Here is a 22,838-nt window from a genome sequence, read left to right as displayed (position 1 = left end):
TTGATGACCTCGGCCCTTTCGCTTACCAAAGAGCTAATTGCATGTCGCTCGGTGACTCCTGCGGATGGTGGATGCCAAGAACTGATTGCAAAGCGCTTAGCAGCAATTGGCTTTGAGGTCGAAACCATCGTCAGCGGACCGGAGCATTTCTCGGTCACTAATCTTTGGGCGATCAAGCGAGGCTCAAACCCCCAAGGTAAGGTACTGGCGTTTGCTGGACATACGGATGTTGTTCCAACCGGACCACTCGAGCAGTGGACCAATGACCCGTTTGCCCCTACCGAGCGCGATCAATTTTTGTACGGTCGCGGCGCGGCAGATATGAAAACCTCGCTTGCCGGTTTTGTAGTGGCAAGCGAAGAATTTGTCAAAAAGCACCCGAATCACTCTGGATCGATTGCCTTTTTAATCACTAGTGATGAGGAGGGTCCTGCCCATGATGGCACCGTGATCGTATGCGACCTCCTTAAAAAGCGGGGTCAGAAACTGGATTACTGCATCATTGGTGAGCCCACTTCCGTAGAGCGCCTCGGTGACATGATCAAAAATGGGCGACGTGGATCGCTTTCAGGAAAATTAAAAGTCAAAGGAATTCAGGCGCATATTGCTTACCCTCATTTAGGTCGTAATCCAATTCATGAGATCGCTCCAGCGCTAGCAGCATTGGTTGCCAAAGAGTGGGATCGCGGCAATCAATACTTTCAGCCGACCAGTTTTCAGATCTCAAACATTCATGCCGGTACCGGTGCAAACAATATCATTCCGGGCGAGTTGGTGATTGACTTTAATTTCCGATTCTCAACCGAAAGTACGCCAGAGCAGTTAAAAGCTGGGGTCGAATCGATCTTGCGAGACACCAAGCTTCAGTTCAGCATCGACTGGACCTTAGGTGGCGAACCGTTCTTAACGGGGGATAGCGAATTAGCTGGCGCTATGCGTGAGGCCATTTTGGCTGAAACCCAAGTTCAAACGGAGCTCTCGACTACTGGTGGCACCAGCGATGGTCGGTTCATTGCCAAAATTTGCTCCCAGCTCATTGAGTTTGGACCTGTGAATGCAACCAGTCACAAGATTGACGAACGCGTGGCACTTAACTCGATTGAACCTCTAAAGAATATCTATCGTCGCGCACTCGAAAAGCTAATTGCCTAAGGATTTGCTGGGTAAGCTATTGCGCATGGACCCCACTCCCATACCAACCAATTTGCCGATGATGACAATTGATGCGTGTTGTCAACGCGTTCAGAATCTTTTGGAGTCGGCCGATCTTCATTACGGTCATGGTGCGAGTAATGCACAATCTGAGGCATTGTGGATTGTTAGTAAGCAATTGGAGCAATCGCCCTCAGAAACTCTTGAGCATTTGGACTCGATGATTTCTGGGGAGCTTAGCCAAAAGGCTCTCGCGGTGGCTCAACAACGGATTGAGTCACGTCAGCCTCTTGCCTACCTTTTGGGCGAGGCGTGGTTAATGGGGGTGCCCTTTGACTGCACTCCGCAAAGCATCATCCCGCGCTCATTCATCGCCGAGTTAATCGCTCATGAATCCCTTGAGTCTTGGTTACCCGCGGATGGCAAGGTGCTTGATTTATGTACTGGTAATGGTTCACTGGCAGTTCTCATGGCCCTTCACTATCCTGACTTGCGGGTTGTGGCAAGTGATCTCTCTTTACCGGCCCTGGCTCTGGCTGCTCGCAATCTCGATCGCCATCACTTATGCGATCGCATTGAATTACTGCATGGCGACCTATGGGAGCCCATTGCAGAGCAGGATTTACGATTTGATTTAATTGTTTGCAATCCACCCTATGTGAATGAGCAATCAATGCAAGCTCTGCCTCCAGAATACCGTGCTGAACCGCACGAGGCACTTGCTGGTGGATCAGATGGCATGGATCTGGTTCGTCAGATCATTCACTCGGCCGGCGAATATCTCCATGAACGTGGCGCATTAGTACTTGAGATCGGTAATGAATATGATCATTTTCAAAAGGCTTTTGGGCATCTTTCTCCGATTTGGATGGATGTATCTGCGGGCGATCGGCAGGTCTGCTTGATTGAGGCAGGGGAATTACGTCGCTAGCACTTCCTAGAACAGGTCGTTGACAGCAGCAATCGCCTCATCAATTCGCTCGACTGCAATCATTTGTAAATCAGCAATTTTTGATTTTGGCAAATTAGCCTTTGGAATGATCGCGATCTTAAATCCTAATTTGGCAGCTTCCTTGAGTCTCTCCTGACCTCGCGGGCATGGGCGAATTTCTCCGGCCAAACCAACCTCACCAAATACCACCAAATGTTTTGGTAGGGCGCGATTGCGGATTGAGGATGTGATGGCAAGGAGAACAGCAAGGTCAGCGGCGGGCTCGGTAATTTTGACCCCACCCACTGCGTTGAGGAAAACATCTTGATCAAAGCAAGCGATTCCAGCATGACGGTGCAAGACGGCTAATAACATCGCCAAACGCGCCTGTTCTAAACCGACTGCTAAGCGCCTGGGGTTAGGGATATGCGCCGTATCAACCAGTGCCTGAATCTCAACCAATAGCGGCCGACTCCCCTCCTGCGTTACCAATACACAGGAGCCAGGCACCGTTTGCGGATGTTGCGATAGAAAAAGAGCGGACGGATTATTGACACCCTTGAGACCTTTCTCAGTCATTGCAAAAACGCCAAGCTCGTTAACTGCGCCAAAACGGTTTTTAATCGAGCGCACTAAGCGAAATGACGAATGGGTATCGCCCTCGAAATACAAAACCGTATCGACAATATGTTCAAGTACGCGTGGACCAGCTAGATGACCATCCTTGGTCACGTGACCAACCAATAAAATACAGATGCCACTTGACTTTGCGAGACGTGTTAACTGGGCGGCGCACTCACGCACCTGAGCGACTGATCCAGGTGCGGATGTGAATGCCTCGGAATATAAAGTTTGGATAGAATCAACCACCAATACCTGCGGCTGCGCAGCCTCAACCGATAGCAATAACTTTTCTAACTGAATCTCTGCCAAGATTTCAAGTTGAGGCGCATTTAAAGAAATTCGCTGAGCACGCAATGCAATTTGAGCGGCGGACTCCTCCCCGGAGCTATATAAAACATCAATCCCTTGCATACTCAGCTCAGCGAGGGCTTGTAATAATAAGGTGGACTTACCAATCCCAGGATCACCGCCGAGCAAGACCACACCGCCCGCCACCAATCCCCCACCCAGCACGCGATCGAGCTCCGTAATTCCTGTGGGCAAACGAGGCGAATCCTGCGCATCAATGCTCACTAATTTTTGTCGCGGGATTGACTTGGCCAATCCCTGAAAACGATGGTTGGCGGTCTCAGCCAAAGACTCTTCAAGCGTGTTCCATGCATCGCATGCAGGACATTGGCCCTGCCATTTAGGAGAGCTACCTCCACACGCTTGGCAAACATAGAGGGTTTTGGTCTTCGCCATATCAGTCTAATTTCACGCCTGATTTATTTTCTTGGGCACGTCGTGGGGCATCCTTGCGACGCTCCTCTATGTCTGCAGCACGGGCTGCCGCATCCTTTTGTTTTTGTAAAAATGCTTTTTCATTCTCAGCGCGTTCTTGAGCACGTTTCGGATCAGCTCGCTCAGCAGCCCTGCGAGCATCGCGTTCAGTCTTGATACGCTCTTTAATAATACGTTGGTTTTCATTGAGTAAAACCTCTTGCGCCCGAATCGGATCAATTTCACGCCGGTACTTCGCACGCGCATCACCAAGGCAAGAGTTAACAAAGAACTTGTCATAACACTCCGCACTCGTTTTCTTCCAACGATATTCGGCCCATTCGCGCTGCAAGGTAAGTTGGGTCTCGATTTGATTAAGCTTTTCAAGCTCAAGCTCGTCACTTGTCGATGCATTGACCGGGGCAATCGTCAATCCAAAAAGAATGGCAAAGGCGAATGATCGATTTTTATACGTCATTAAATCTCAACCTTGGCGCCCAACTCGACTAAGCGATTGGCCGGAATGTTATAAAAATCCGATGGCTTAGCAGCGTTTTGCATCATCCAGGCAAAAAGACGCTCACGCCATACCGCCATGCCTGGTGATTTGGATGGGGTAATGGCATCACGCGCCAAGAAAAAGGTGGTATCCATGAGATCAAAGGGTTGGCCATACTGCTTGGTAATCAATTCGAGAACTTTATTCATATCTGGCGTTTCTTTAAAACCATGCACGCTACGAACTACAAACACGTTACCACCCAAATCTTTAATCGATAAGCGCTCATCGTCGCGCACAAACGGTACATCCCATGTACTCAATTTAAGAAAAAAGATTCGCTGATGCATCACATGATTATGTTTGAGGTTGTGAAGCATGGCTGCCGGCACAAAATCAATATGCGGCGTCAGAAAGATAGCGGTACCATCGACCCGATGGGGTGGATGCGCCAACAAGTTTTTAATGAACATCTCCAATGGAATTGATTCTTTAATGAGCTTATTGCGCAGTAGCTGACGGCCTCGATACCATGTAATGATGCAAGTAAAAAGTAAGAAAGCCAGGGCAATTGGGTACCAACCCCCCGCTTTAATTTTGATCAAAGTAGCTGTCCAAAAGGCAAAATCGATAACAAAAAATAAGATGATCATCACAAAAATAATGATTGGATTAATATGCCACTCACGCCGCATCACAATGCTCAATAAAATGGTGGTGATCAGCATGGTCGAGCTCACTGAAATCCCGTACGCTGCTGCGAGATTGACTGACTCTCCAAATTCAACGGTAGTCACAATGACCATGATCAATAAAGTCCAGTTCACTGTAGGAATATAAATCTGACCTCGCTCAGAGATAGAGGTGTGCAAGATATTCATACGAGGGACAAAGCCAAGAAGAATAGCTTGGTTAACCAGAGAGAATGCCCCTGAAATCACAGCCTGCGAGGCAATCACGGTTGCGGCAGTAGCCAAACCAATCACTGGCCACAAAGCCCACTCTGGCACCATCAAATAAAACGGATTAGTCACTGCAGCAGGATTAGCAAGAAGTAGAGATCCTTGGCCTAAATAGTTGATTAATAAACACGGCAATACTAAAAAGAGCCATGCATAGCGCACTGGCCTTTTACCGAAGTGGCCCATATCTAAATAGAGTGCTTCCACACCAGTAACCACTAGGACTACCGCGCCCATGACGATATAAGCAGTTAAGGGATAGTCCACTACAAATTGCAATGCATACATCGGATTAAATGCACCCAGGATCTCAGGGGCATGACCGATATTCATGAGTCCCAATATGGCGAGCACAATAAACCACATCAAGGTAATCGGGCCGAATAAATTACCGACCGCTGCAGTACCAAAACGTTGAATCACAAAAAGTACCACCAGAATAATGACAGATATAGGCAACACAGCGTCAGCTAGGGTCGGTGTTGCAATCGCAATTCCTTCGACAGCGGATAGCACCGAAATTGCGGGGGTAATGACCGATTCACCAAGCAACATGCAAGCGCCCAACATTCCCATCACCATAATCAGAAAATATTGTCGACTATCACTTTTAATCGAACGCAGTGCTAAGGCCATCAACGAAAGTACACCACCCTCACCTTTGTTATCGGCACGCATCACTACAAATACGTACTTGAGCGTTACAACAATTAAGAGCGCCCAAATCATCATAGAAATCACACCAAAGAGCGCCTCACGACTATAGGCAATACCATGTGTAGGATCAAAACATTCTTTAAGGGCGTAAAGAGGGCTTGTGCCAATATCACCAAAGACGACCCCAATCGCAGCAAGCATGATGAGGGGCAGACTCTTTTTAGGATGCTCATCGGTGCCGTGAATTTCAACCGGCTTAAGCAAGGATGAATTGGAAAATTCTGGGTTACTAATGGACATCCGGAGGGCTACCCGATAGTTACAGTGCCTATATGATACGCTCACTTGAGGTGTCACAGTACCCCTCAACTAGACAAGGATGCACCATAAATGGTAGAATCTAAAATTCAGACGCGGGGTGGAGCAGTCTGGCAGCTCGTCGGGCTCATAACCCGAAGGTCATAGGTTCAAATCCTATCCCCGCAACCAGTTTTCAGACTTAGAGCCCTTATTTTATAAGGGCTTTTTGCTTTTTAGGGATTTCATTTTCTCCACAAAACCATCAAACTATTTACTTTGATGGTTTTCACGTCTTCCAAAATCTCGGGCGATCCATCAAACTACAAAATACCTAAGAATATTTAAGCTTCTAAAAACTAGCTTGTTTCACTTACTTTTTAGCTACGCACAAAGCATATCCCTACTGAGATGAAAGCTACAAGTTGAATACACAAAATCTTTTTGATCTAGATGAGCTTCTCAATATTGAGCAGCTATATTCAACCGAGGGTTTATTTTATAAACCGTTTTTTGAATTCGAGAGTAAATTTGCTTCGCTTCAACGTTATTTTTTACTTAATTTAAAAGCATCAAGACAGTTTATTTTGGAGTCAAAAACATCATCGATAATTACAAAAGCCAAGGAAAATTCTTCTGAACTTAACGATATTCATTTCGAAATAACTTCATCAGATATTGAATATTTTGACAACTTTATTTTTTCGGCTATGTTGACACAGATGTTTTCATTGTTTGAAAGTTTTTTACTTGAAGTCATAGAATCAGCTCGAATTGAAATGAACTCTGATGGGGCGATTCCAAAAGAAAATATTCCATTAGCTAATCGCTATATTAAATGGCTTAAAACAGTTGCTGGGTGTGAAATAAGCATTCCATCTCAAACATGGGCGACATTTGATGTGCTTAGAGAAATTCGAAATCGGTTTGTACATGGTCACATTGGAAAAGTTCCAATTCAAATGAAATCAAAGTTCACTGAAATTAAATTAAAAGCAAATTCTATTTCTTTAACCGAAAATGAAGGTTACGTCTATATCGGCTTCAAAACAATTGCTGATGCTGTAAAGCAAGTAGAGCTTGGGTTTTTAGGTAGATTTTCATGACAACTAAACTACCAACTTCACTCCTCCCAATTAGCGATCAAGTTATTGATCATTTTTATAAAAAAACACCATTACCAGTGAATATTGGGGAATTGGTTAATTGGTATGAAACGGAAGCTTGGGATGACTTGGTGTCTGGGTGGGGTAATGATGAGCTGATCGTTTTAAATCTTAACCATCTGGCTTGGTTGAAATTTTCGGACTCTGAACTAATCGCTAACCAAGAGTCGGATGAGCCAGTAACCAATAAGTTACGAATTAAGTATGCTCGTCAATTGATTTCTGAGGTTCTGGAAAATAGCGACGGCTATGACTGTCCAACTGTTCACGCAGTGAAATTAAATAAGGGTGATGGAAATACCGCCATCCTCGGTTGGACTATGGAGATTCATGGTCAAGGTGGAGCGGTTGCGGTATTCCAAGGTGCGTTTGCTGATACCGAACACTTTTATCAAAGTTTGCGTAATTGTGATTTTTTATTTTCTACCGAGCAAGATCACTTAAGTGATGAGGCGATTTTAGAATTATGGGAGAAGCCAAAAGAATCTGTTCAGCCAATAGTCATATCTGTGGAATGGGGTAATGAGCTACATGGCTGTTCCGTGTCAGAGAAAACATGGAAGCTTATCGTTCAGGGTAAAGCTGTCAGAAGAGTGGAACCATATTGGTATGAGGGGAAGAGGTACAAAGGTGAATGGCTCTTCAATTCAAAAGACTTAGGTCATTTAATCGTCAACTACGATGATGGTGGAGTTGGTTTTGAAGGTGAGTTAAGCGAAGCTACCATCACGAATAATGGTGAAAACATGTCTTGGAATAGCGAATTAAAAAAATATACCGCTAACTAAAATAGCTTTATGACTATAAAGTTTATAAAAGAGATGTTACTGTGGAGTGCGACATCTTCAGATTGCGGACTTGTTTACCTTTTAGAAGATCTCAGTTTGAGGGTGAGTTTTATGGTTTTTAATATATTGAACTGATTACTTGTATTGCTCAAGCTTAAGTAAAATTAAAGCTCTCAAAGCTTCATACTTTGGTATTTCTACTTCAGCCATTTCCTTAGCGAATTTGTAGTTACTATCCACTTCAAGATCATCAGCCTTTTGTTTGAGCTGACTAACTTCATGGGAGTTTTGGATTAATTTCTTTTCATTATCTGATTTTACTTCGCTTAGTCTTTTTAAATAGGAATCTTCGGTAATTTTATTACGAAGTCTTCTGCTATCCAAGATATTGCTTGTGTAATCTCTATCAATATTTCTGTAACTCGCTAGCCTCCTGTCAACCTGATTAAGCTGATGAACCCAAAATTGTTTACCTTTGTTTTTTTCAAGTTCTTTAAATTTAGAGTCTGAAAAAGATCCATCTAGTTTCAAATAAATTTTGATTTCACTTGAATCCTCAAGCATCTTGTCATACTTTGTTAAATCTTCATATCCAATCCATAAAAGAATAGCAAGACAAAAAGTCCCATACCAAAAGTAGCTTGTGTATTTTTTATATAAAAGAGTAATTTTCAAAAAATCTCCTTATTTTCAAAAAAGATTTTCTCTTTTGACTGTATTACGTATGGCGGATAGTAAGTTAATTTAATCTTTATTTCAAATTTTTTTGATAGGAACTTAAGAAAAGCATCTGGAATTTTTTCCAGTATCTCAAATGATAGCCATAAACTATCTCCCTCTTGAGTAGCGACTGGACTGTCTTTAATAGTCCATCTGCTGATTGTCTCAGTCGGACAATTGAGCATGCGCCAACCTAATTTGGTGAATGGGCTTAGAGTACAAAATGCTTTTTTAATAGGATCGTAAGCAACTGGTTTAGCAATAAACTTTACATTACAGTGAATCCACTGATGACTCTTTATATCCTCACATCCACCTAATGAGTTGTACTTTCTTGAATAAGGATGATCTGGAATGATTAAGTTTATTTCTTTCAAAATTAGGTCTCCATAATCGAGTTCTTTTTTTATAGAACAACAAAATTACGGAAGTCACAAGCATTTTTTTATAACAGACTCAAAAGAATTTTTTAACTAATTACTAAAGTAATTAGTTAATTTAATGTCTCTATTAAGTAACAGGACACGCCATAATTAGTAATCAAGCTATTAATGTGGCTACTGTCGAGTGCGACATCTTCAGGTTGTGGGCTTGATTTAACCAACCTGAAATTCTCCTGAGGCTCATCCCCCTCCTTCGCATATCCCTCATCTCTTTGATGATCTTTTGCTGTGCGGGGTTTTTTACTAGTCGCTCATTAACCACCTTGTATCCGAAGCGAGTAAAACCTCCTAAAAATCGACCCTCAGCCTTTTGAACCTGTTTCACCTCTCGGATTCGAGTTGCGATACGCTCACGCTCAAACGTCGCAAACGCACTCAGGATAGTAAAAATTACTGACCCAATTCCATCGTTAGTAACATCTCCACCAAGATCGATAAAGTGAACCGATACTCCACGCTCTTTTAAGTCGTGGAGGGTATTTAAAGCGTTTCTAGTATTTCTAAAGGCTCGGTCCAACTTCGAAAAGATAAGAATGTCGCCACCAGAGAGTCGTTCGATGAGCCTTGAACCCTCTGGACGCTTTTCAAACTCCATACTTCCGCTCACCCCACGCTCTGTTATGAAGTTTTCAGGAGGAATTTCATACCCTTTAAGGCTGGAATAGGAGGTAATCTGCTTTAACTGGGTCTCTAGACTCTCCCCTTCATTCGCCTGCTGAAGGGTGCTCACCCTCACATAACCAAAAATCGCCATAAAAAACCTCCTAAGTCCATGATTTATATGATAATTTTACCTTTAAACTGAATTAAGGTAAAGAAAATCAAGGACTTAACTTGTTTTTTGGAAGGTTCGCTATTGGGCGGTTTTTACGCCCGTTCGACTCGCTGTAGCAAGTTTTACAAACTTAATAACTATATTATTTACTATGAGCCAAATGAAACTATCAAGGTAAATAAAAATGATCGAAATAAATGAAGAAAAAAAAGTGATCATCAACACTTTCATAAATTCGCTTATCGAGAACTTAAAAGCCAAAAACGTCCTAATATTGAATCACTCACAATTTAATATTTTTAATTCAATAGTATGTGAAAAGAAAAAAGTATTGAATTATTCGGAAAGCATCAACGTTTCAGAAAAATGGGATTTAATACTCGCCGATTTACCAATAGGTATGAAGGTCGAGTTTGATGGTAAGTCAAGCTCATATATTACAAAAACAATACTAGAAAGTATTAACTTGCTAAATGAGAGTGGACTAATGTTTTCAATTGGTGAAAACATATTAATTCAAAATACCAAAAGAGGAATAAGATCATTATTAAATAATCAAGCTGAGCTTTTGGCGATTATTGATTCACCGGAAGGCTTATTTAAGCCCTACACAAACCTAAGAATTCCATTTTTTTTAGTCAAAAAAGGTTTAATCGCACAAGAAATTATTTGTGAATTAAAAGACCAGGATCAAGCAGATCATTTAGCAAAAAAAATAGTAAACGAGAGTTTGGGAAATAACTTAGAAGAAGGTATTTTTATCAAACCCGGTGAGTTTCAAGGATTTTCAAGATGGAAAATACACCAACACATTCAAGCATTGGAAACTGAATATAAGCAATTTGGTACAAAAAAATTGAGTGATCTATTTAGATCTATAAATTCAGTTAAACCAAAATCAAATTTTGATAATTTATCCAACAGTTTGTACATACATAAGGTTGGAACTAAGCCTGTAACGTCTAACATTGAAAATCTTAGCTCTAACCACAGTAACTTTTACCAATGTGTATGTAATCATGAACTCGTTGATGCGAAATATTTAGAGTCATTTTTTTGCTCAAGACTAGGAAAACTAATTTTAAATTCATTAAATTCGGGGTCTTTCATTCCGAACATTACGCTTCAGAATTTAAATGATGCTGAAGTTTCTATACCACCGCTGAAAGAGCAGTTAGAAATTATCAATTCAATTTCAAAATTAAAAAAAGTTAAAGATGTAATTAGTCAATTTGAAGATGATTTAGCTGTAAACCCCATTAGCTCAGATACTACTTTGAAACAGATTGACATCATGTTGGAAGTAGTGGGCGGTCTAGCTGATTCCGATAAGGTTATGTCTCTTATTCGTAGCGGCGAATCCAAGCAAACGGAATTTAAAGAGACGCTTACCCTCGATGTAAAAAAACAATCAAGAGAAAAATATATTGAACTTTCGGTGGTCAAAACAATAGCCGCATTTATGAATAGTTCTGGGGGAACACTTGTCATTGGTGTAAACGATTCTGGTGAAATTAGTGGAGTTGACTATGAAGTCGCAAAGTTTTACAAAACACATGATGACTATCTACTAAAATTTCGGAATTTAATAAAAGAACGAATTGGTGGTCAAGTCTACGACTTTATAGACTACAGATTAATTAAAATCTTTAATAAGCATGTTCTTCTAGTTGAATGTAAAGAATCGCCTATTCCAATTTATGTCGACGATAACGACTTCTATGTTCGTACAAACCCCGCAACAGATAAGTTAGATGGTCCCAAGATGGTGACATACATAACAAATCATTTCAGCAAGAAGTCACAAAGCCTATGAGCAACGCATCCAATCTATCATCATTCATCTGGTCTGTAGCTGATCTTCTAAGAGGAAGCTATAGACAGTCAGACTATGGAAAAGTCATTCTTCCCTTTACCGTTCTCAGACGTCTAGACTGTATTCTCAAACCAACTAAAGATAAGGTTCTTGAAGAATTTAAAAAAAGGACTGCTGAAGGCGTAGACCCAACGCCCTTCTTAACCAGAATTGCTAAACAAAGTTTTTATAACTCATCCCCATTAGATCTTAATAAGGCTCTTGCGCAGCCTACGCAAATAAAGGCTAACCTCTTAAGCTATATCAATGGATTCTCAAGCAATGTTGGCGATATTTTTGAAAAGTATGAATTCGATGACCAGATTGATAAGTTAGCAAATGCTGATCTCTTGTTTCTCGTAGCTAAAAAATTCTCAGAAATCGATCTTCACCCCAATCAAGTTAGCAACGCTGATATGGGTCTTATATTCGAGGAGTTAATTCGAAAGTTTGCTGAACTCTCAAATGAGACAGCTGGTGAGCACTTTACGCCAAGAGAAGTTATTCGATTGATGGTGGACTTATTGTTTCATGGAGATAGCGAAGCATTATCAAAACCTGGAGTAATAAGAACACTTTATGACCCAACAGCTGGTACAGGTGGAATGTTGTCTATTGCTGAAGAATACTTAACTGGACCCAATGGTTTAAATCCTGACGCAACCCTAATTGTCAGCGGACAAGAATTAAATCCAGAGTCATACGCCATCTGTAAAGGCGACATGCTAATAAAAGGTCAGGATATAAGCAATATTAAATTTGGAGATACATTAAAAAATGATGGTCATGCGGGAGTAAAGTTTGACTATGGACTTTCTAACCCTCCTTTTGGTGTTGAGTGGAAGAAAGCAGAAAAGGAAGTCAAGGATGAGTATGAACGCTTAGGTTTCGCTGGGCGCTTTGGTCCAGGTCTTCCACGCATCTCAGATGGAAGTTTGCTCTTCTTGCTTCACTTAATCAGTAAGATGCGAGAGCCTGAAAAAGGCGGTGGGCGTATCGCAATCGTTTTAAATGGATCTCCGTTGTTCACTGGCGGAGCTGGCTCAGGAGAAAGTGAAATTCGCAAGTGGGTTATTGAGCAAGACCTACTAGAGACGATAATTGGATTACCTACTGACATGTTTTACAACACGGGTATATCAACCTACATCTGGGTATTGTCAAATCACAAAGCTAAAGAACGAAAAGGAAAAATTCAGCTTATCAACGCTAGTGAATTTTTCCAAAAAATGCGTAAAAGTCTTGGCTCGAAACGTAAAGAATTAGGAGAGACTGACATTGAGCGAATCATCAAACTCTATGGAGAGTTTGATGAAAATGAAAACTCTAAGATTTTTGATGCGCAAGATTTCGGATATACAACAATTACAGTAGAACGACCTTTGTTAGATGAAGAAGGAAAAATTGTAATATCAACTAAGGGAAAGACAAAAGGAAATCCGCAAGCAGATAGCAACTTGCGAGATACAGAAAACGTTCCACTGAAAGAAAATATCGAAGAATATTTCAAGCGGGAGGTGCTACCCCATGCGCCAGACGCATGGATAGATAAGGAGAAAACTAAAGTGGGGTATGAAATACCTTTTACTCGACACTTTTATGTTTATAAGCCACCTAGAGCGTTATCTGAAATTGATACAGAATTGAAAAAAACAACTGACAAAATCGTGGAAATGATTCGAGGGCTATCAGCATGACCTTTCCTCGGTATCCTGAGTATAAAAATAGTGGTGTTGAGTGGGTTGGTGAAGTTCCGGTCCATTGGAATGTTGAACGTTTAAAAGTGTCTATAAAAACATGTAGAAATGGTATATGGGGAAACGATGCGAATGGAAATGAGTATGACATCCCATGCGTAAGAGTGGCGGACTTTAATCGTATCCGACTGGAAGTTCAGCAAGAAGTACCTACTATTCGAAACGTAACTGAAAAAGAACAGCTCAGCAGAACTTTATCAAAAGGTAATCTTTTAATAGAAAAATCTGGTGGTGGAGAGAATCAACCTGTCGGATGTGTAGTTCTTTATAAAAGTACTCATAAAGCAGTTTGCTCAAATTTTATAGCAAAGATTGAACTTGCGCCTAATATGGATCCGTCATTTTGGAGATTTGTCCATTCAGCAGCTTACTCAATAAGGCTAACGATAGGCTCCATAAATCAAACATCAGGAATACAAAACCTAGATCAAGACAGATACTTTAATGAAAGATCTGCTTATCCTCCTTTTAATGAACAAATCGCAATAGCCAAGTTTCTTGAAATTGAAACCGAAAAAATCACCATCCTTGTCGCCGAACAAGAAAAACTGATTGAACTTCTAAAAGAAAAGCATCGAGTCTTCATAACAAATGCTGTGACTAAAGGGCTTGATCGAACTGTAGAAATGAAAGAATCGGGTATCGATTGGATAGGGCTTATCCCCAAGCATTGGACTGTTCGAAAATTAAAATTTTTAGCAGAAATTCGAACAGGTGACAAAGATTCTGAAAATTCTGTTGAGGATGGAGATTATCCTTTTTTTGTTAGATCGCAAACGATTGAAAGAATTAACTCATATACATACGACTGCGAAGCAATTTTAACTGCGGGAGATGGGGCTGGAGTTGGAAAAGTATTCCACTACGTTAATGGACCGTTTGATTTTCATCAGCGTGTTTATATGTTGAATAATTTTAAAGAAGTCACCGGTAAGTATCTTTTTCATTTCTTTAAAGAAAACTTTATTAAAGTTGCTCTTGAGGGTGGCGCAAAATCTACAGTTGACTCCCTAAGACGCCCCATGCTTACGAATTTTTCAATCAGTTTTCCTGATATTGAAGAGCAAAAAAATATCGTGACTGTAATTGAAGAAAAAGCTGCCGAATTTGATCAATTAATTTTACAGGCTAGTAATGCTATTCAACTATTACAAGAACGTCGATCAGCTTTAATTTCAGCCGCAGTCACGGGTCAGATAGATGTTCGTAACTATCAGCCTAAGGAAATCGCATGATTCATAACGAATATGAATTTGAAAATGACGTCTGCGACTTTTTAAAGTCACAAGGATGGCTCTATTCCAAAAGCGATGAAGGCTATGACCCCGAGCGCGCTTTATTTCCTGAGGATTTAAAAGGCTTTATTGAGGATACACAGCCCAAATCTTGGGAGCGGCTAAAGAGCTTTCATAATGGCGCATCCACAAATACCCTTCTTGATCGTTTGGTTAAGGTTCTAGATACCGAGGGAACGCTTCACGCATTACGAAAGGGATTTAAAGCAACTGGGGCTGGGTCTACCGGATTTGAGCTCGTTCAGTTTGCGCCATCGCATGGCTTCAATGAAGAGATTAAAGAACGCTACGCCAAGAATAGATTGCGCGTTATACGCCAAGTTCACTATTCAACTAGCAACCGCAATTCAATCGACTTGGTTCTCTTTGTTAACGGCGTTCCGGTAGCAACCATCGAGCTCAAGACTGACTTTACGCAAGGTATTGACGACGCTAAAAACCAATATAAGACTGACCGTAATCCACGTGACCCTGAGACAAAGAAAGAAGAACCTCTCCTTCAATTCAAACGGGGTGCGTTAGTTCACTTTGCTGTTTCTACATCAGAAGTTTGGATGACTACCAAGTTAAATGGTATGAGCACCTTTTTTCTACCTTTTAATAAGGGCTATGAAGGTGGAAAAGGAAATCCACCTAATCCAAATGGATATCAAACAGCTTATCTTTGGGAAGAGATCTTTCAAAAAGACCGTTGGTTAAAAATTCTAGAGAGCTTTATTCAGTTGGAGGTTAAAACAACTACTGATAAATCGGGCGCAAAGAAAACTTCTGAAACTCTAATATTCCCAAGGTATCACCAGCTTGACGCAGTCACAAAGTTGATCAATGCGGTGAAGACCGAAGGGGCTGGTAAGAATTACTTGTTTCAACATTCGGCTGGCTCAGGTAAGTCTAATACGATTGGATGGAGCGCTCATCAACTATCAACCCTACATGATACTAACGATATGAAGGTATTTGATACGGTTATTGTTATTACCGACCGCACCGTTTTAGACGAGCAATTAAAGGATACGATTAGTCAGTTTTCATCAACAGCAGGTGTTGTAGTCTCTATTGACTCAGACCGCGGCTCTAAATCAGGACAGTTGGTTGAAGCTTTAACACATGGCGCAATGATTGTGATTGTGACTCTTCAAACCTTCCCTTTCATCCTCAAGGAAATTCGGGAAACCACAACACTTAAGAATAGAAACTTCGCTGTCATAGCTGACGAAGCTCATTCATCCCAAACAGGCTCATCCGCCAGCCAGCTACGAAAAGTTCTTGGCGGTGAACAACAAGTTCTTGAAGAAGATGAATCTTCTGAGGATTTTTTAATAAGGGAATCAGAGGCGCGCACTTTACCGACGAACATTAGCTTTATCGCATTTACCGCAACCCCAAAAGGAAAAACCTTGGAGCTATTTGGGCGTAAGGATGAATACGGACTTCCTCAGCCCTTTCACCTCTACACCATGAAACAAGCGATTCAAGAAGGATTCATCCTAGATGTTCTTCAGAACTTCACCCCCTACCGTGTTGCGTATAAATTAGCCCATGGCGGTAAGGACTGGGATGATAAAGACGTCGATAAATCCGAAGCCGCTAAAACGATTGCGCGCTGGGTAAGGCTTCACCCTCATAACATTTCACAAAAAGTCTCCATTATTGTTGAACATTTTCGCGCCAACGTCATGTGGCGCCTAGACGGTCAAGCAAAAGCTATGGTTGTAACCGATTCTCGTCAAGCAGCGGTTCGCTACAAAATTGAGATGGAAAAATATATTAAGTCCGAGGGCTACGACAAGGAAATGTCAATCCTTGTCGCCTTCTCAGGTGACGTGGAAGATCCCGATTACGGCGCGGAAACCTTCACTGAAAGCAATATGAATAAACAATTAAAAGGTGGTGGAATTCGGGAAGGCTTTGCGAACGAGGAAAATAAAATCCTGATCGTAGCCAATAAGTTTCAAACTGGATTTGATCAACCTCTCCTTGTCGCAATGTACGTTGATAAGCGAATTGATGGAATTACAGCGGTTCAAACCCTCTCACGCCTAAACCGTACGTACCCAGGAAAAGATATCACCTATGTTCTTGATTTTGTAAATGACGTTGAAACCATTCGCCTCTCTTTCGAACCTTATTACGAGCATTCGCAATTATTAGCAACTACGAATCCTGACATTGTTTATGACTTATCCACTAAGCTCGATCAGCAACATATTTACTCTGAGCAAGATATTCATAACTTCATTGAGGCGTATCGCAGACGAGATGCGCGCCAAAAAGATATTCAAGCAGCCTTAAGCTCCCCGGTGTCACGCTTTAATGGTCTTTTCATAGAGGCTGAAGTAAAAGAAGATAAAGAACAGATCGACCGCCTGACCATGTTTGAAAAGGATCTAGGTAGCTTCTGTCGACTTTATGAATTCTTGTCCCAGATTGTTAACTACGCCGATACAGACCTTGAGGCGAGATACTTGTTCTATCGCCATCTTGCGCCGCTCATTAGACCTGAAAACCGTAAGTTACCTTTAGATCTGGCTGGGCTAGAGATGACCCACTATAAGATTAAGAGCGGTCAAGCAGTTTCTATTAAGTTAGGCTCTCCGGACGAGGGGGAAACAGGACTCAAGGGTGTAACGAGTGCGGGAACTGGTAAAGCTAAAGATCCGGAATTAGTAAAGCTGGAAGAGCTATTAAATAAACTAAATGATCTGTTCCCTGATATAAGCGAGACTGATCGAATTAATCTTTTTAACAACGCACACAATAAGATGATGGAGAATGAAGAGCTTCAAAAACAAGCAAAAGCAAACGATGAATCTCAGTTCATTCAGTCTCCAAAGTTTGAAGAAGAAATGCTTGATTGCTTAATATCCTCCATGGATAGTCACCGGGCTATGACCACTAAGTTATTGAACGACGAAAAACTACGTCAGCGCTTTAAGGAATTGCTTGCTAAAAAGGTTTTTAGTGAAATGAGAAGTTTTTAATCAACCTTTGAAGTTATTAACTCATTTAGCTGATTAAATTTCAATAAAAGCTAGCCACTTAAGGAAACTTTCCTAAAGTAGTGTTTTGTATCGATACTTCTGCTCTCCTTAGATATCGACTCACCGTAGCAGCCAGCACATTCTTCTTATCGGCTATTTCGCTCTCTGTATCCCCTGCTTTAATTTTATTTCCCATTTGTAGCTTCGGAATTGCGTTCCCAATCTCCCAGAGTTTCATCTTGGGGTTAGCTTTTTTAAAATCATAGACCTCTAAGGCTTGCTTTATAGCTGGGATATTGGGCTGACCTTTTACTTGATATCGAGCCTTACTTCGTTTTGCTAACTGGTGACCCCTTTTTCCTTTGTGTCGTTCATCGAGTAGCTCCTTGAAGCGTCTTAGGATTAGCTTCTTCGGAAGATATAACGGTATAGAGATTGTGAATGCTTCGGCTGGGTCAATCGCACTTTGACCCTTTTCCATAACTCGTATTGAATATTCGGCTTGCGGATCGGCGAAAAGGTTTACGCCACGTCCATCCTTTGTCCACCAATTCTTAAAACTATCGCCCCGAACATCACCAAAATCTTTATAAAGATTGGCTAGGTTTCCCTTCCCTCCAGATTCACAACACTTCAAATAATCCGTATTTCGCCTCAAGTACTCCCACCACCAGTAGTAAACCGTCCCCTCCCAAGAAGATTTGGACTTAGGCTTCCCCTTTGTTCCAAAAGTTGGATGTTTGTATTGGAAGTGGCGAGGGTATCGATGTTGTTCCATTTTGAAAGATTTCCATCAACTTTTATTAACACTTTAAATATAGCATCTTTAAATAGAAATAGTGCTTATATACGTTTTCGGAAAATACTTATATATGGGAAAACATTTTTTATTAACTTATCTGAATTAGATTTTCATTAACACTTTAAATATAACACTTTTAACTAAAAATAGGATTTAAAGGGCTAAAGCACGAAAATAGAAGTATGGATAGAGCAATATTTAAATGACTTTTCCATGATTTATTTAATTAACTTAACAAAAGGAGTATTAACAATGAAAACCAAAAAAAGTGAATTACAAGTAGCAATTGATTTGGAGTTGAAAGAATTTAGAAAACTATTATTAAAAGAAATTGAACCCGCCAGAAAAGCCTATGAAAAAGAAAAGAAGCGGTATGAATTAGTAATGAAGAATTTAATTACCAAAAAAATTTCTAATCAAAAAAACTTTAAGAAAGATTTTGATTCTGCTTTTCAAGAACTTCGAGAAATTTATAGAAATGAGCGTCCTTCTGATTTTGTTAATGATTTTCGAACTTTAGAGTACATGATTGAAAGTCATGAATCTTTTCTTGAAAACTTTGACGATTTCCAGGAAGTTTAAGGATTATCAAATGAATACTCAGGAAAAATTGATGCGCATTAAATTATTGAAAACGCATCTTGAGAATGGGGGGTCAGTAGTACGACCCACTCTTCGTAGAGTGATCGGAGTTTCTGGCTTAAATGAGTTTAATAAAGCTTGGAGAGATGAAAAGCTCAGCCACAAGAATCGTCCTGAAGAAATTCTGGAGTATTCAAAACGCTTAAAAAAGGGACTTCAACTCTATTCTCGAGCTGAAAATTCATCTTTTAAACCGAATCACTACAAAAGTAAAAAGCTTATGGAGCATGCTGAGTCAGTGCTTGAAAATGCGCTGGAATATCTGCGGGATATGTGCGGGGTGACCCAGTCCTTACGTATCTATATTGACCGAGATCCGTGGGGTTCAATTGAACTGTGTCCTGAAGGTGTTCCACGTCCAATATGGTCAACCAGCGCGTATAAACAGCCTTGTTTCAACTTAAAGAACTCTAAACAAGTAATTGCTTTAGAAATTCTTGAAAAGTACCAAAACAGGCTAAAAAAGCGATTAGGTGTGACCGAAGAAATAGCCCTTCCAACGACGATAAAAAATCGTAAAAAACTTGCTTTAACTGATTTTTCTGACTTTAAGTTTTAAGAGAATCTAACATCATGTTCAAAAGCCACCCTTAGGGTGGCTTTTTTTACTTTCATGTTTTAGTAAATTTTTTAAAATTTCGTATTGTAAAAAAGGTCAAAAATAACGTAAAACTAACGTTTTGCGCGACTAAATAGTTAGGTGGAAATTACTATGGTCGTGAACGACCCACCAACCACCTCCTCGGGACGGCTGGCGCTGGTGGCTGATTATGAGATTTAAAAGACTTTTTCAAAGTCATGATGAGAGCTCTATACGACGATAACTCTCAAGTTTTTTGGTGTCGCTTTGCTAGGCTACAAAAGACTACCGTTGGTACGTAAGACAGGACACAAAGGGAGAAAGGCTAACCACCCCTACCATTCATGGTGATCCTTAGCAAAGTGTAGATGGGGAGTGCTATGCGCAAAACATGAACAACTTACCTCGGATAGGTAAGTTGTATCTAAAAAATGCTGTCGCAATAAAGATCTACTTAAATTCAGACATCAATCCTCAACTCAAGACCTACGAGCGCAGCGAGTCACGAGCGTTAGCGAGTGTCTAGAATTAATTAAAGTCATAAAAGATCTATTCGCTCTCCATCCGACTTAAATACATATAAAGATACATCCTCTGGGGTACTTTCTTGAAACTGAAGATCTTCATCGCCGTAAGTTATATTCAATACCCGTTTTTTAGATCCATTAGGAAGGTCCTGTTCCTCTATTCCAAGCTGTAGATTACTCAGATCAATGTCGACGTCTAAGGAGTGAATGAACTTTCCGTTAGAAAACCATTCTTCATAAATTAGATAATGCGAGTTCGGCTCAAGAATGAATTTCGACTTTTTAAGAGCGACTGGATGGTTATCTAAGACTGATTTCAGCTCTAACGAGAACTCTTGATTACCAACAAATACTCGAAGTTCAGAAGCCCGACGTCTCACTAAGAACCCACTAATCACAGCTCCGCCAGATAACTCCTCTTCAAACTCTTCTAGACCTGTCCAGAAGTCTTCTTCGCGATCTCTGGCTTTTACTAAGCGTTCAATATTTCCATCCGAAACAGTCAAAATGCTTAACGCATATAAATCACCCTCTATTGAAATTATTCTTTGTTTATTCATGGTTCCTCCCTCACCTATTTATTACGTTACTTAAAACAAACGTAAAAAATTACCTAAATAGAAAAACGACTAAAAAAGGAGTGTTGCGTTATGAAGAGTGTCGCCCGTAATCAAATCCTAGGAGTTCGATCGACTAAGGACTTTATTTCCAAGTTCGATGAGTTATGTGATCGCCTTGGGTATAACCGATCTGAAGTCATTCGATATTGTTTAAAAAGGTTCCTAAACGAGAACTGGAATAGCTCCGAGAATTTTCAAAGAGCTAGAAAGGAGATGTTTTAAATGCTAAGTTTCAAAGAATGGCTAACCCACCACAAAATCAACCCAATCAAAAGAAAGAAGAAAAAGAATGAGTTCCCATTTGATCAAGGAGCTGGAGAGATCTGGTCTGTCGATAAGCAAGGAGAAGCTACTCGAGCTCATCAAAAAGTCCAATCAAGCAACGTTCATGTGTTCCCAGAAGCTTAATAACAAAGAGATCATTGTTTCGATTCATTGCTAATTAGTATTAACGTAGTTATGAATAAACGCTTTACGAGGGTGAATGGAGTAGACGACCATTCCCACCTGAAATTCATTGATATGGACTGATTTAAACATCGCCTTGTCCATATCCTTCATGCGAGGTAGTCCGATAATCCTTGCGCTATCAATGACAGCCTGAACAATGGGTGTCGGTGAAATGTTCCAAGCAGAACTAGTTGGATGAACCTGAAGCGGTACTACGAGGCTCGTAAAGATAGTACTCAATAACATTGAATTCTCCCTTATATTGAATAGAGCCAGTATCGTGAGTCTCTAGCTCACTATTTGAGCTAGTCAACCCCTATAGTGACTAAAACACAAGGAGGTTCTATGCGTAAAACACTTATTCACTTCGGCTTAGGTTTGGGTTTTGTTGTGGGTTTTTTACTCTGTAATATCGCCCTAGCTCAAGCCGTTTATAACTTCAACAACTCCCCCAATAATTGGACGAATAGCCCCAACAACTGGGATAACAGCCCGAATAACTTCAATAATTCTCCCAATAACTTCAACAACTCACCGAATAACTTCAGCGCAACCAATGGAGTCTATGACAACCGTGGTAACCGTATTGGGTATGAAGTTCAAGCTCCCAGTGGCGTGATCAACTACTTCGATAACAGCGGGAATCGGATTGGTTACAAACCGACTGGTAAATAAGCCATGAGTAATGTTGAAATCTTAGGTCGACCGAAATACCGTCCGATCAAGAGTATCTTTCATGAAGATCCTGCGAAGTTCTATGCGGCGGCTCAATCCGAACTTATTAAAGGAAAGCTGAGAAACTTTACTGATTTAGAAGATCTGGTTTACGATCGTACTGAGTATGTTGTTGAAAATATGACAGAAGAGAACTGGATTGGAAAAACCTAAGCGTGTGTTCAAGAAGAACTACCTCGTTGTAGTTATGGATATGTACAACTATGGCGAGTCTTACGACCATAGCGACTATTACACGGCTGAAGAAGCACTCTGTGTTGTGAAAGAAATCATCCTCAGCTCCTTTAAAAAGCGGGGAAAAGAGGGTTACGATGAATGGATGATGTTTGGTGAGGACGCCTATATTGCTCCGATTAATGGCGCTCCTGATATTCCAAAATTCGACTCCCAGAAATTCGTCAAAGAAATCTGCGGTTATCCAATTTACGACTATGACTTTACTGATTTAAATGATGAAAAGATCAAACACCCCGACTTTCCTGACTATCAACCTACCGATGGGGATTTGGTAGTTATTCGGATGTTTAAGAGAAAAAACAAAATGAAACGCCTTCGCGCGTTGCTCGACCCGGAAGTGAAGCATCTTGAATTCATAGACGTTGAAGGGGTCGCCGTTACGCTTACTAAGAACGGTGAAAGCTCCAAATTATCAAGAATTTGCTTAGCGTGGAATCGTGATGGTGGAAGAGCATTTCCGCCAGACTCCGCAAGGCGAAACGGCGCACCAATTAATTATGAAAAGTTCTTAAAGATGTTTGAAGATGACCTTGGTACGGAAACTCAAAAAAGTTGGCTTAAGGATTAGCCCAGAAGAGTTA

23 protein-coding genes and 1 tRNA gene are annotated in these 22,838 nt (G+C 40.8%); 15 read left to right on the top strand and 9 right to left on the bottom strand.

What is annotated here, in order from left to right; genetic code table 11:
* Positions 1 to 3 precede the first annotated feature (3 nt).
* On the top strand, positions 4 to 1,152 hold the full coding sequence (dapE, locus tag QUE61_RS03070) for a succinyl-diaminopimelate desuccinylase (protein WP_286307550.1): 1,149 nt from the start codon (positions 4 to 6) through the stop codon (positions 1,150 to 1,152).
* Between the two features lie 58 nt (positions 1,153 to 1,210).
* Positions 1,211 to 2,083: a 50S ribosomal protein L3 N(5)-glutamine methyltransferase gene (gene prmB, locus QUE61_RS03065; RefSeq protein ID WP_286307549.1), complete on the top strand. Its 873-nt coding sequence runs from the start codon at positions 1,211 to 1,213 to the stop codon at positions 2,081 to 2,083.
* Between the two features lie 6 nt (positions 2,084 to 2,089).
* Here prmB and radA read toward each other — a convergent pair whose 3' ends face one another.
* From radA to QUE61_RS03050, 3 genes are read right to left on the bottom strand one after another with little or no spacing between them, the layout of a single operon-like run.
* Complete coding sequence (gene radA / locus QUE61_RS03060) at positions 2,090 to 3,451, bottom strand: DNA repair protein RadA (RefSeq protein WP_286307546.1); 1,362 nt, start codon at positions 3,449 to 3,451, stop codon at positions 2,090 to 2,092.
* A 1-nt stretch (position 3,452) separates the two neighbouring features.
* On the bottom strand, positions 3,453 to 3,947 hold the full coding sequence (locus QUE61_RS03055) for a hypothetical protein (RefSeq protein WP_286307545.1): 495 nt from the start codon (positions 3,945 to 3,947) through the stop codon (positions 3,453 to 3,455).
* Positions 3,947 to 5,788 carry a potassium transporter Kup gene (locus QUE61_RS03050; protein WP_286308257.1) on the bottom strand — a complete coding sequence of 614 codons (1,842 nt, stop codon included), beginning with the start codon at positions 5,786 to 5,788 and terminating at the stop codon, positions 3,947 to 3,949. The genes QUE61_RS03055 and QUE61_RS03050 overlap by 1 nt, the downstream gene beginning before the upstream one ends.
* Before the next feature lie 211 nt (positions 5,789 to 5,999).
* On the opposite strand from QUE61_RS03050, the gene QUE61_RS03045 reads away from it, so the two are divergent.
* The 3 genes from QUE61_RS03045 to QUE61_RS03035 all read left to right on the top strand — a co-directional run bounded on the left by QUE61_RS03045 (position 6,000) and on the right by QUE61_RS03035 (position 7,838).
* Positions 6,000 to 6,076: transfer RNA gene (locus QUE61_RS03045), tRNA-Met, on the top strand.
* 233 nt (positions 6,077 to 6,309) lie between these two features.
* A complete protein-coding gene (locus QUE61_RS03040) occupies positions 6,310 to 6,990 on the top strand; it encodes a hypothetical protein (RefSeq protein WP_286307542.1) in 681 nt (226 codons plus the stop codon).
* The gene (locus tag QUE61_RS03035) at positions 6,987 to 7,838 is read left to right on the top strand and encodes a hypothetical protein (RefSeq protein ID WP_286307541.1); all 852 of its coding nucleotides are present in this window, start codon (positions 6,987 to 6,989) and stop codon (positions 7,836 to 7,838) included. The genes QUE61_RS03040 and QUE61_RS03035 overlap by 4 nt, the downstream gene beginning before the upstream one ends.
* 135 nt (positions 7,839 to 7,973) lie before the next feature.
* On the opposite strand, the gene QUE61_RS03030 is transcribed toward QUE61_RS03035, so the two are convergent.
* The 3 genes from QUE61_RS03030 to QUE61_RS03020 all read right to left on the bottom strand — a co-directional run bounded on the left by QUE61_RS03030 (position 7,974) and on the right by QUE61_RS03020 (position 9,755).
* Entirely contained in the window at positions 7,974 to 8,513 is a 540-nt protein-coding gene (locus QUE61_RS03030; RefSeq protein WP_286307539.1) for a hypothetical protein, read from the bottom strand.
* Positions 8,510 to 8,935 (bottom strand): hypothetical protein, encoded by a 426-nt coding sequence (locus QUE61_RS03025; RefSeq protein WP_286307537.1) that lies wholly within the window; start codon positions 8,933 to 8,935, stop codon positions 8,510 to 8,512. Before QUE61_RS03025 ends, QUE61_RS03030 begins: the two co-directional genes overlap by 4 nt.
* 163 nt (positions 8,936 to 9,098) lie before the next feature.
* On the bottom strand, positions 9,099 to 9,755 hold the full coding sequence (locus QUE61_RS03020; protein WP_286307535.1) for a recombinase family protein: 657 nt from the start codon (positions 9,753 to 9,755) through the stop codon (positions 9,099 to 9,101).
* Positions 9,756 to 9,960: 205 nt separating this feature from the next.
* Between QUE61_RS03020 and QUE61_RS03015 the strand changes: the two genes are divergently transcribed.
* From QUE61_RS03015 to QUE61_RS03000, 4 genes are read left to right on the top strand one after another with little or no spacing between them, the layout of a single operon-like run.
* Positions 9,961 to 11,592, top strand: coding sequence for an RNA-binding domain-containing protein (locus QUE61_RS03015; RefSeq protein ID WP_286307534.1), 1,632 nt, complete (start codon positions 9,961 to 9,963; stop codon positions 11,590 to 11,592).
* On the top strand, positions 11,589 to 13,328 hold the full coding sequence (locus QUE61_RS03010; RefSeq protein ID WP_286307533.1) for a type I restriction-modification system subunit M: 1,740 nt from the start codon (positions 11,589 to 11,591) through the stop codon (positions 13,326 to 13,328). The genes QUE61_RS03015 and QUE61_RS03010 overlap by 4 nt, the downstream gene beginning before the upstream one ends.
* The gene (locus tag QUE61_RS03005) at positions 13,325 to 14,623 is read left to right on the top strand and encodes a restriction endonuclease subunit S (RefSeq protein WP_286307532.1); all 1,299 of its coding nucleotides are present in this window, start codon (positions 13,325 to 13,327) and stop codon (positions 14,621 to 14,623) included. Before QUE61_RS03010 ends, QUE61_RS03005 begins: the two co-directional genes overlap by 4 nt.
* Positions 14,620 to 17,664 carry a type I restriction endonuclease subunit R gene (locus tag QUE61_RS03000; protein ID WP_286307531.1) on the top strand — a complete coding sequence of 1,015 codons (3,045 nt, stop codon included), beginning with the start codon at positions 14,620 to 14,622 and terminating at the stop codon, positions 17,662 to 17,664. The genes QUE61_RS03005 and QUE61_RS03000 overlap by 4 nt, the downstream gene beginning before the upstream one ends.
* Positions 17,665 to 17,722: 58 nt before the next feature.
* On the opposite strand, the gene QUE61_RS02995 is transcribed toward QUE61_RS03000, so the two are convergent.
* Complete coding sequence (locus tag QUE61_RS02995) at positions 17,723 to 18,442, bottom strand: hypothetical protein (RefSeq protein WP_286307530.1); 720 nt, start codon at positions 18,440 to 18,442, stop codon at positions 17,723 to 17,725.
* 276 nt (positions 18,443 to 18,718) lie between these two features.
* On the opposite strand from QUE61_RS02995, the gene QUE61_RS02990 reads away from it, so the two are divergent.
* Positions 18,719 to 19,048: a hypothetical protein gene (locus QUE61_RS02990; protein WP_286307529.1), complete on the top strand. Its 330-nt coding sequence runs from the start codon at positions 18,719 to 18,721 to the stop codon at positions 19,046 to 19,048.
* Positions 19,049 to 19,058: 10 nt separating this feature from the next.
* Positions 19,059 to 19,667: a hypothetical protein gene (locus QUE61_RS02985; RefSeq protein ID WP_286307528.1), complete on the top strand. Its 609-nt coding sequence runs from the start codon at positions 19,059 to 19,061 to the stop codon at positions 19,665 to 19,667.
* Between the two features lie 559 nt (positions 19,668 to 20,226).
* Here QUE61_RS02985 and QUE61_RS02980 read toward each other — a convergent pair.
* Positions 20,227 to 20,775, bottom strand: a complete 549-nt coding sequence (locus QUE61_RS02980) for a hypothetical protein (protein ID WP_286307526.1) — start codon at positions 20,773 to 20,775, stop codon at positions 20,227 to 20,229.
* Between the two features lie 282 nt (positions 20,776 to 21,057).
* Between QUE61_RS02980 and QUE61_RS02975 the strand changes: the two genes are divergently transcribed.
* Entirely contained in the window at positions 21,058 to 21,243 is a 186-nt protein-coding gene (locus QUE61_RS02975) for a hypothetical protein (RefSeq protein ID WP_286307523.1), read from the top strand.
* Between the two features lie 30 nt (positions 21,244 to 21,273).
* On the opposite strand, the gene QUE61_RS02970 is transcribed toward QUE61_RS02975, so the two are convergent.
* Positions 21,274 to 21,531 (bottom strand): hypothetical protein, encoded by a 258-nt coding sequence (locus QUE61_RS02970; RefSeq protein WP_286307522.1) that lies wholly within the window; start codon positions 21,529 to 21,531, stop codon positions 21,274 to 21,276.
* Between the two features lie 99 nt (positions 21,532 to 21,630).
* Here QUE61_RS02970 and QUE61_RS02965 point away from each other — a divergent pair, with 99 nt between their 5' ends.
* From QUE61_RS02965 to QUE61_RS02955, 3 genes are read left to right on the top strand one after another with little or no spacing between them, the layout of a single operon-like run.
* Entirely contained in the window at positions 21,631 to 21,960 is a 330-nt protein-coding gene (locus QUE61_RS02965) for a hypothetical protein (protein ID WP_286307520.1), read from the top strand.
* A gap of 3 nt (positions 21,961 to 21,963) precedes the next feature.
* A complete protein-coding gene (locus tag QUE61_RS02960) occupies positions 21,964 to 22,173 on the top strand; it encodes a hypothetical protein (protein ID WP_286307518.1) in 210 nt (69 codons plus the stop codon).
* Positions 22,160 to 22,825, top strand: a complete 666-nt coding sequence (locus QUE61_RS02955; protein ID WP_286307516.1) for a hypothetical protein — start codon at positions 22,160 to 22,162, stop codon at positions 22,823 to 22,825. The genes QUE61_RS02960 and QUE61_RS02955 overlap by 14 nt, the downstream gene beginning before the upstream one ends.
* The last annotated feature ends 13 nt before the right edge of the window (positions 22,826 to 22,838 follow it).

It is taken from the genome of Polynucleobacter sp. HIN5 (assembly GCF_030297555.1).
In the GTDB taxonomy this organism is placed as follows: Bacteria; Pseudomonadota; Gammaproteobacteria; order Burkholderiales; family Burkholderiaceae; genus Polynucleobacter.
The sequence above is the reverse complement of the archived record's forward strand: the minus strand, read 5'-3'. Positions and strand labels throughout refer to the sequence as shown.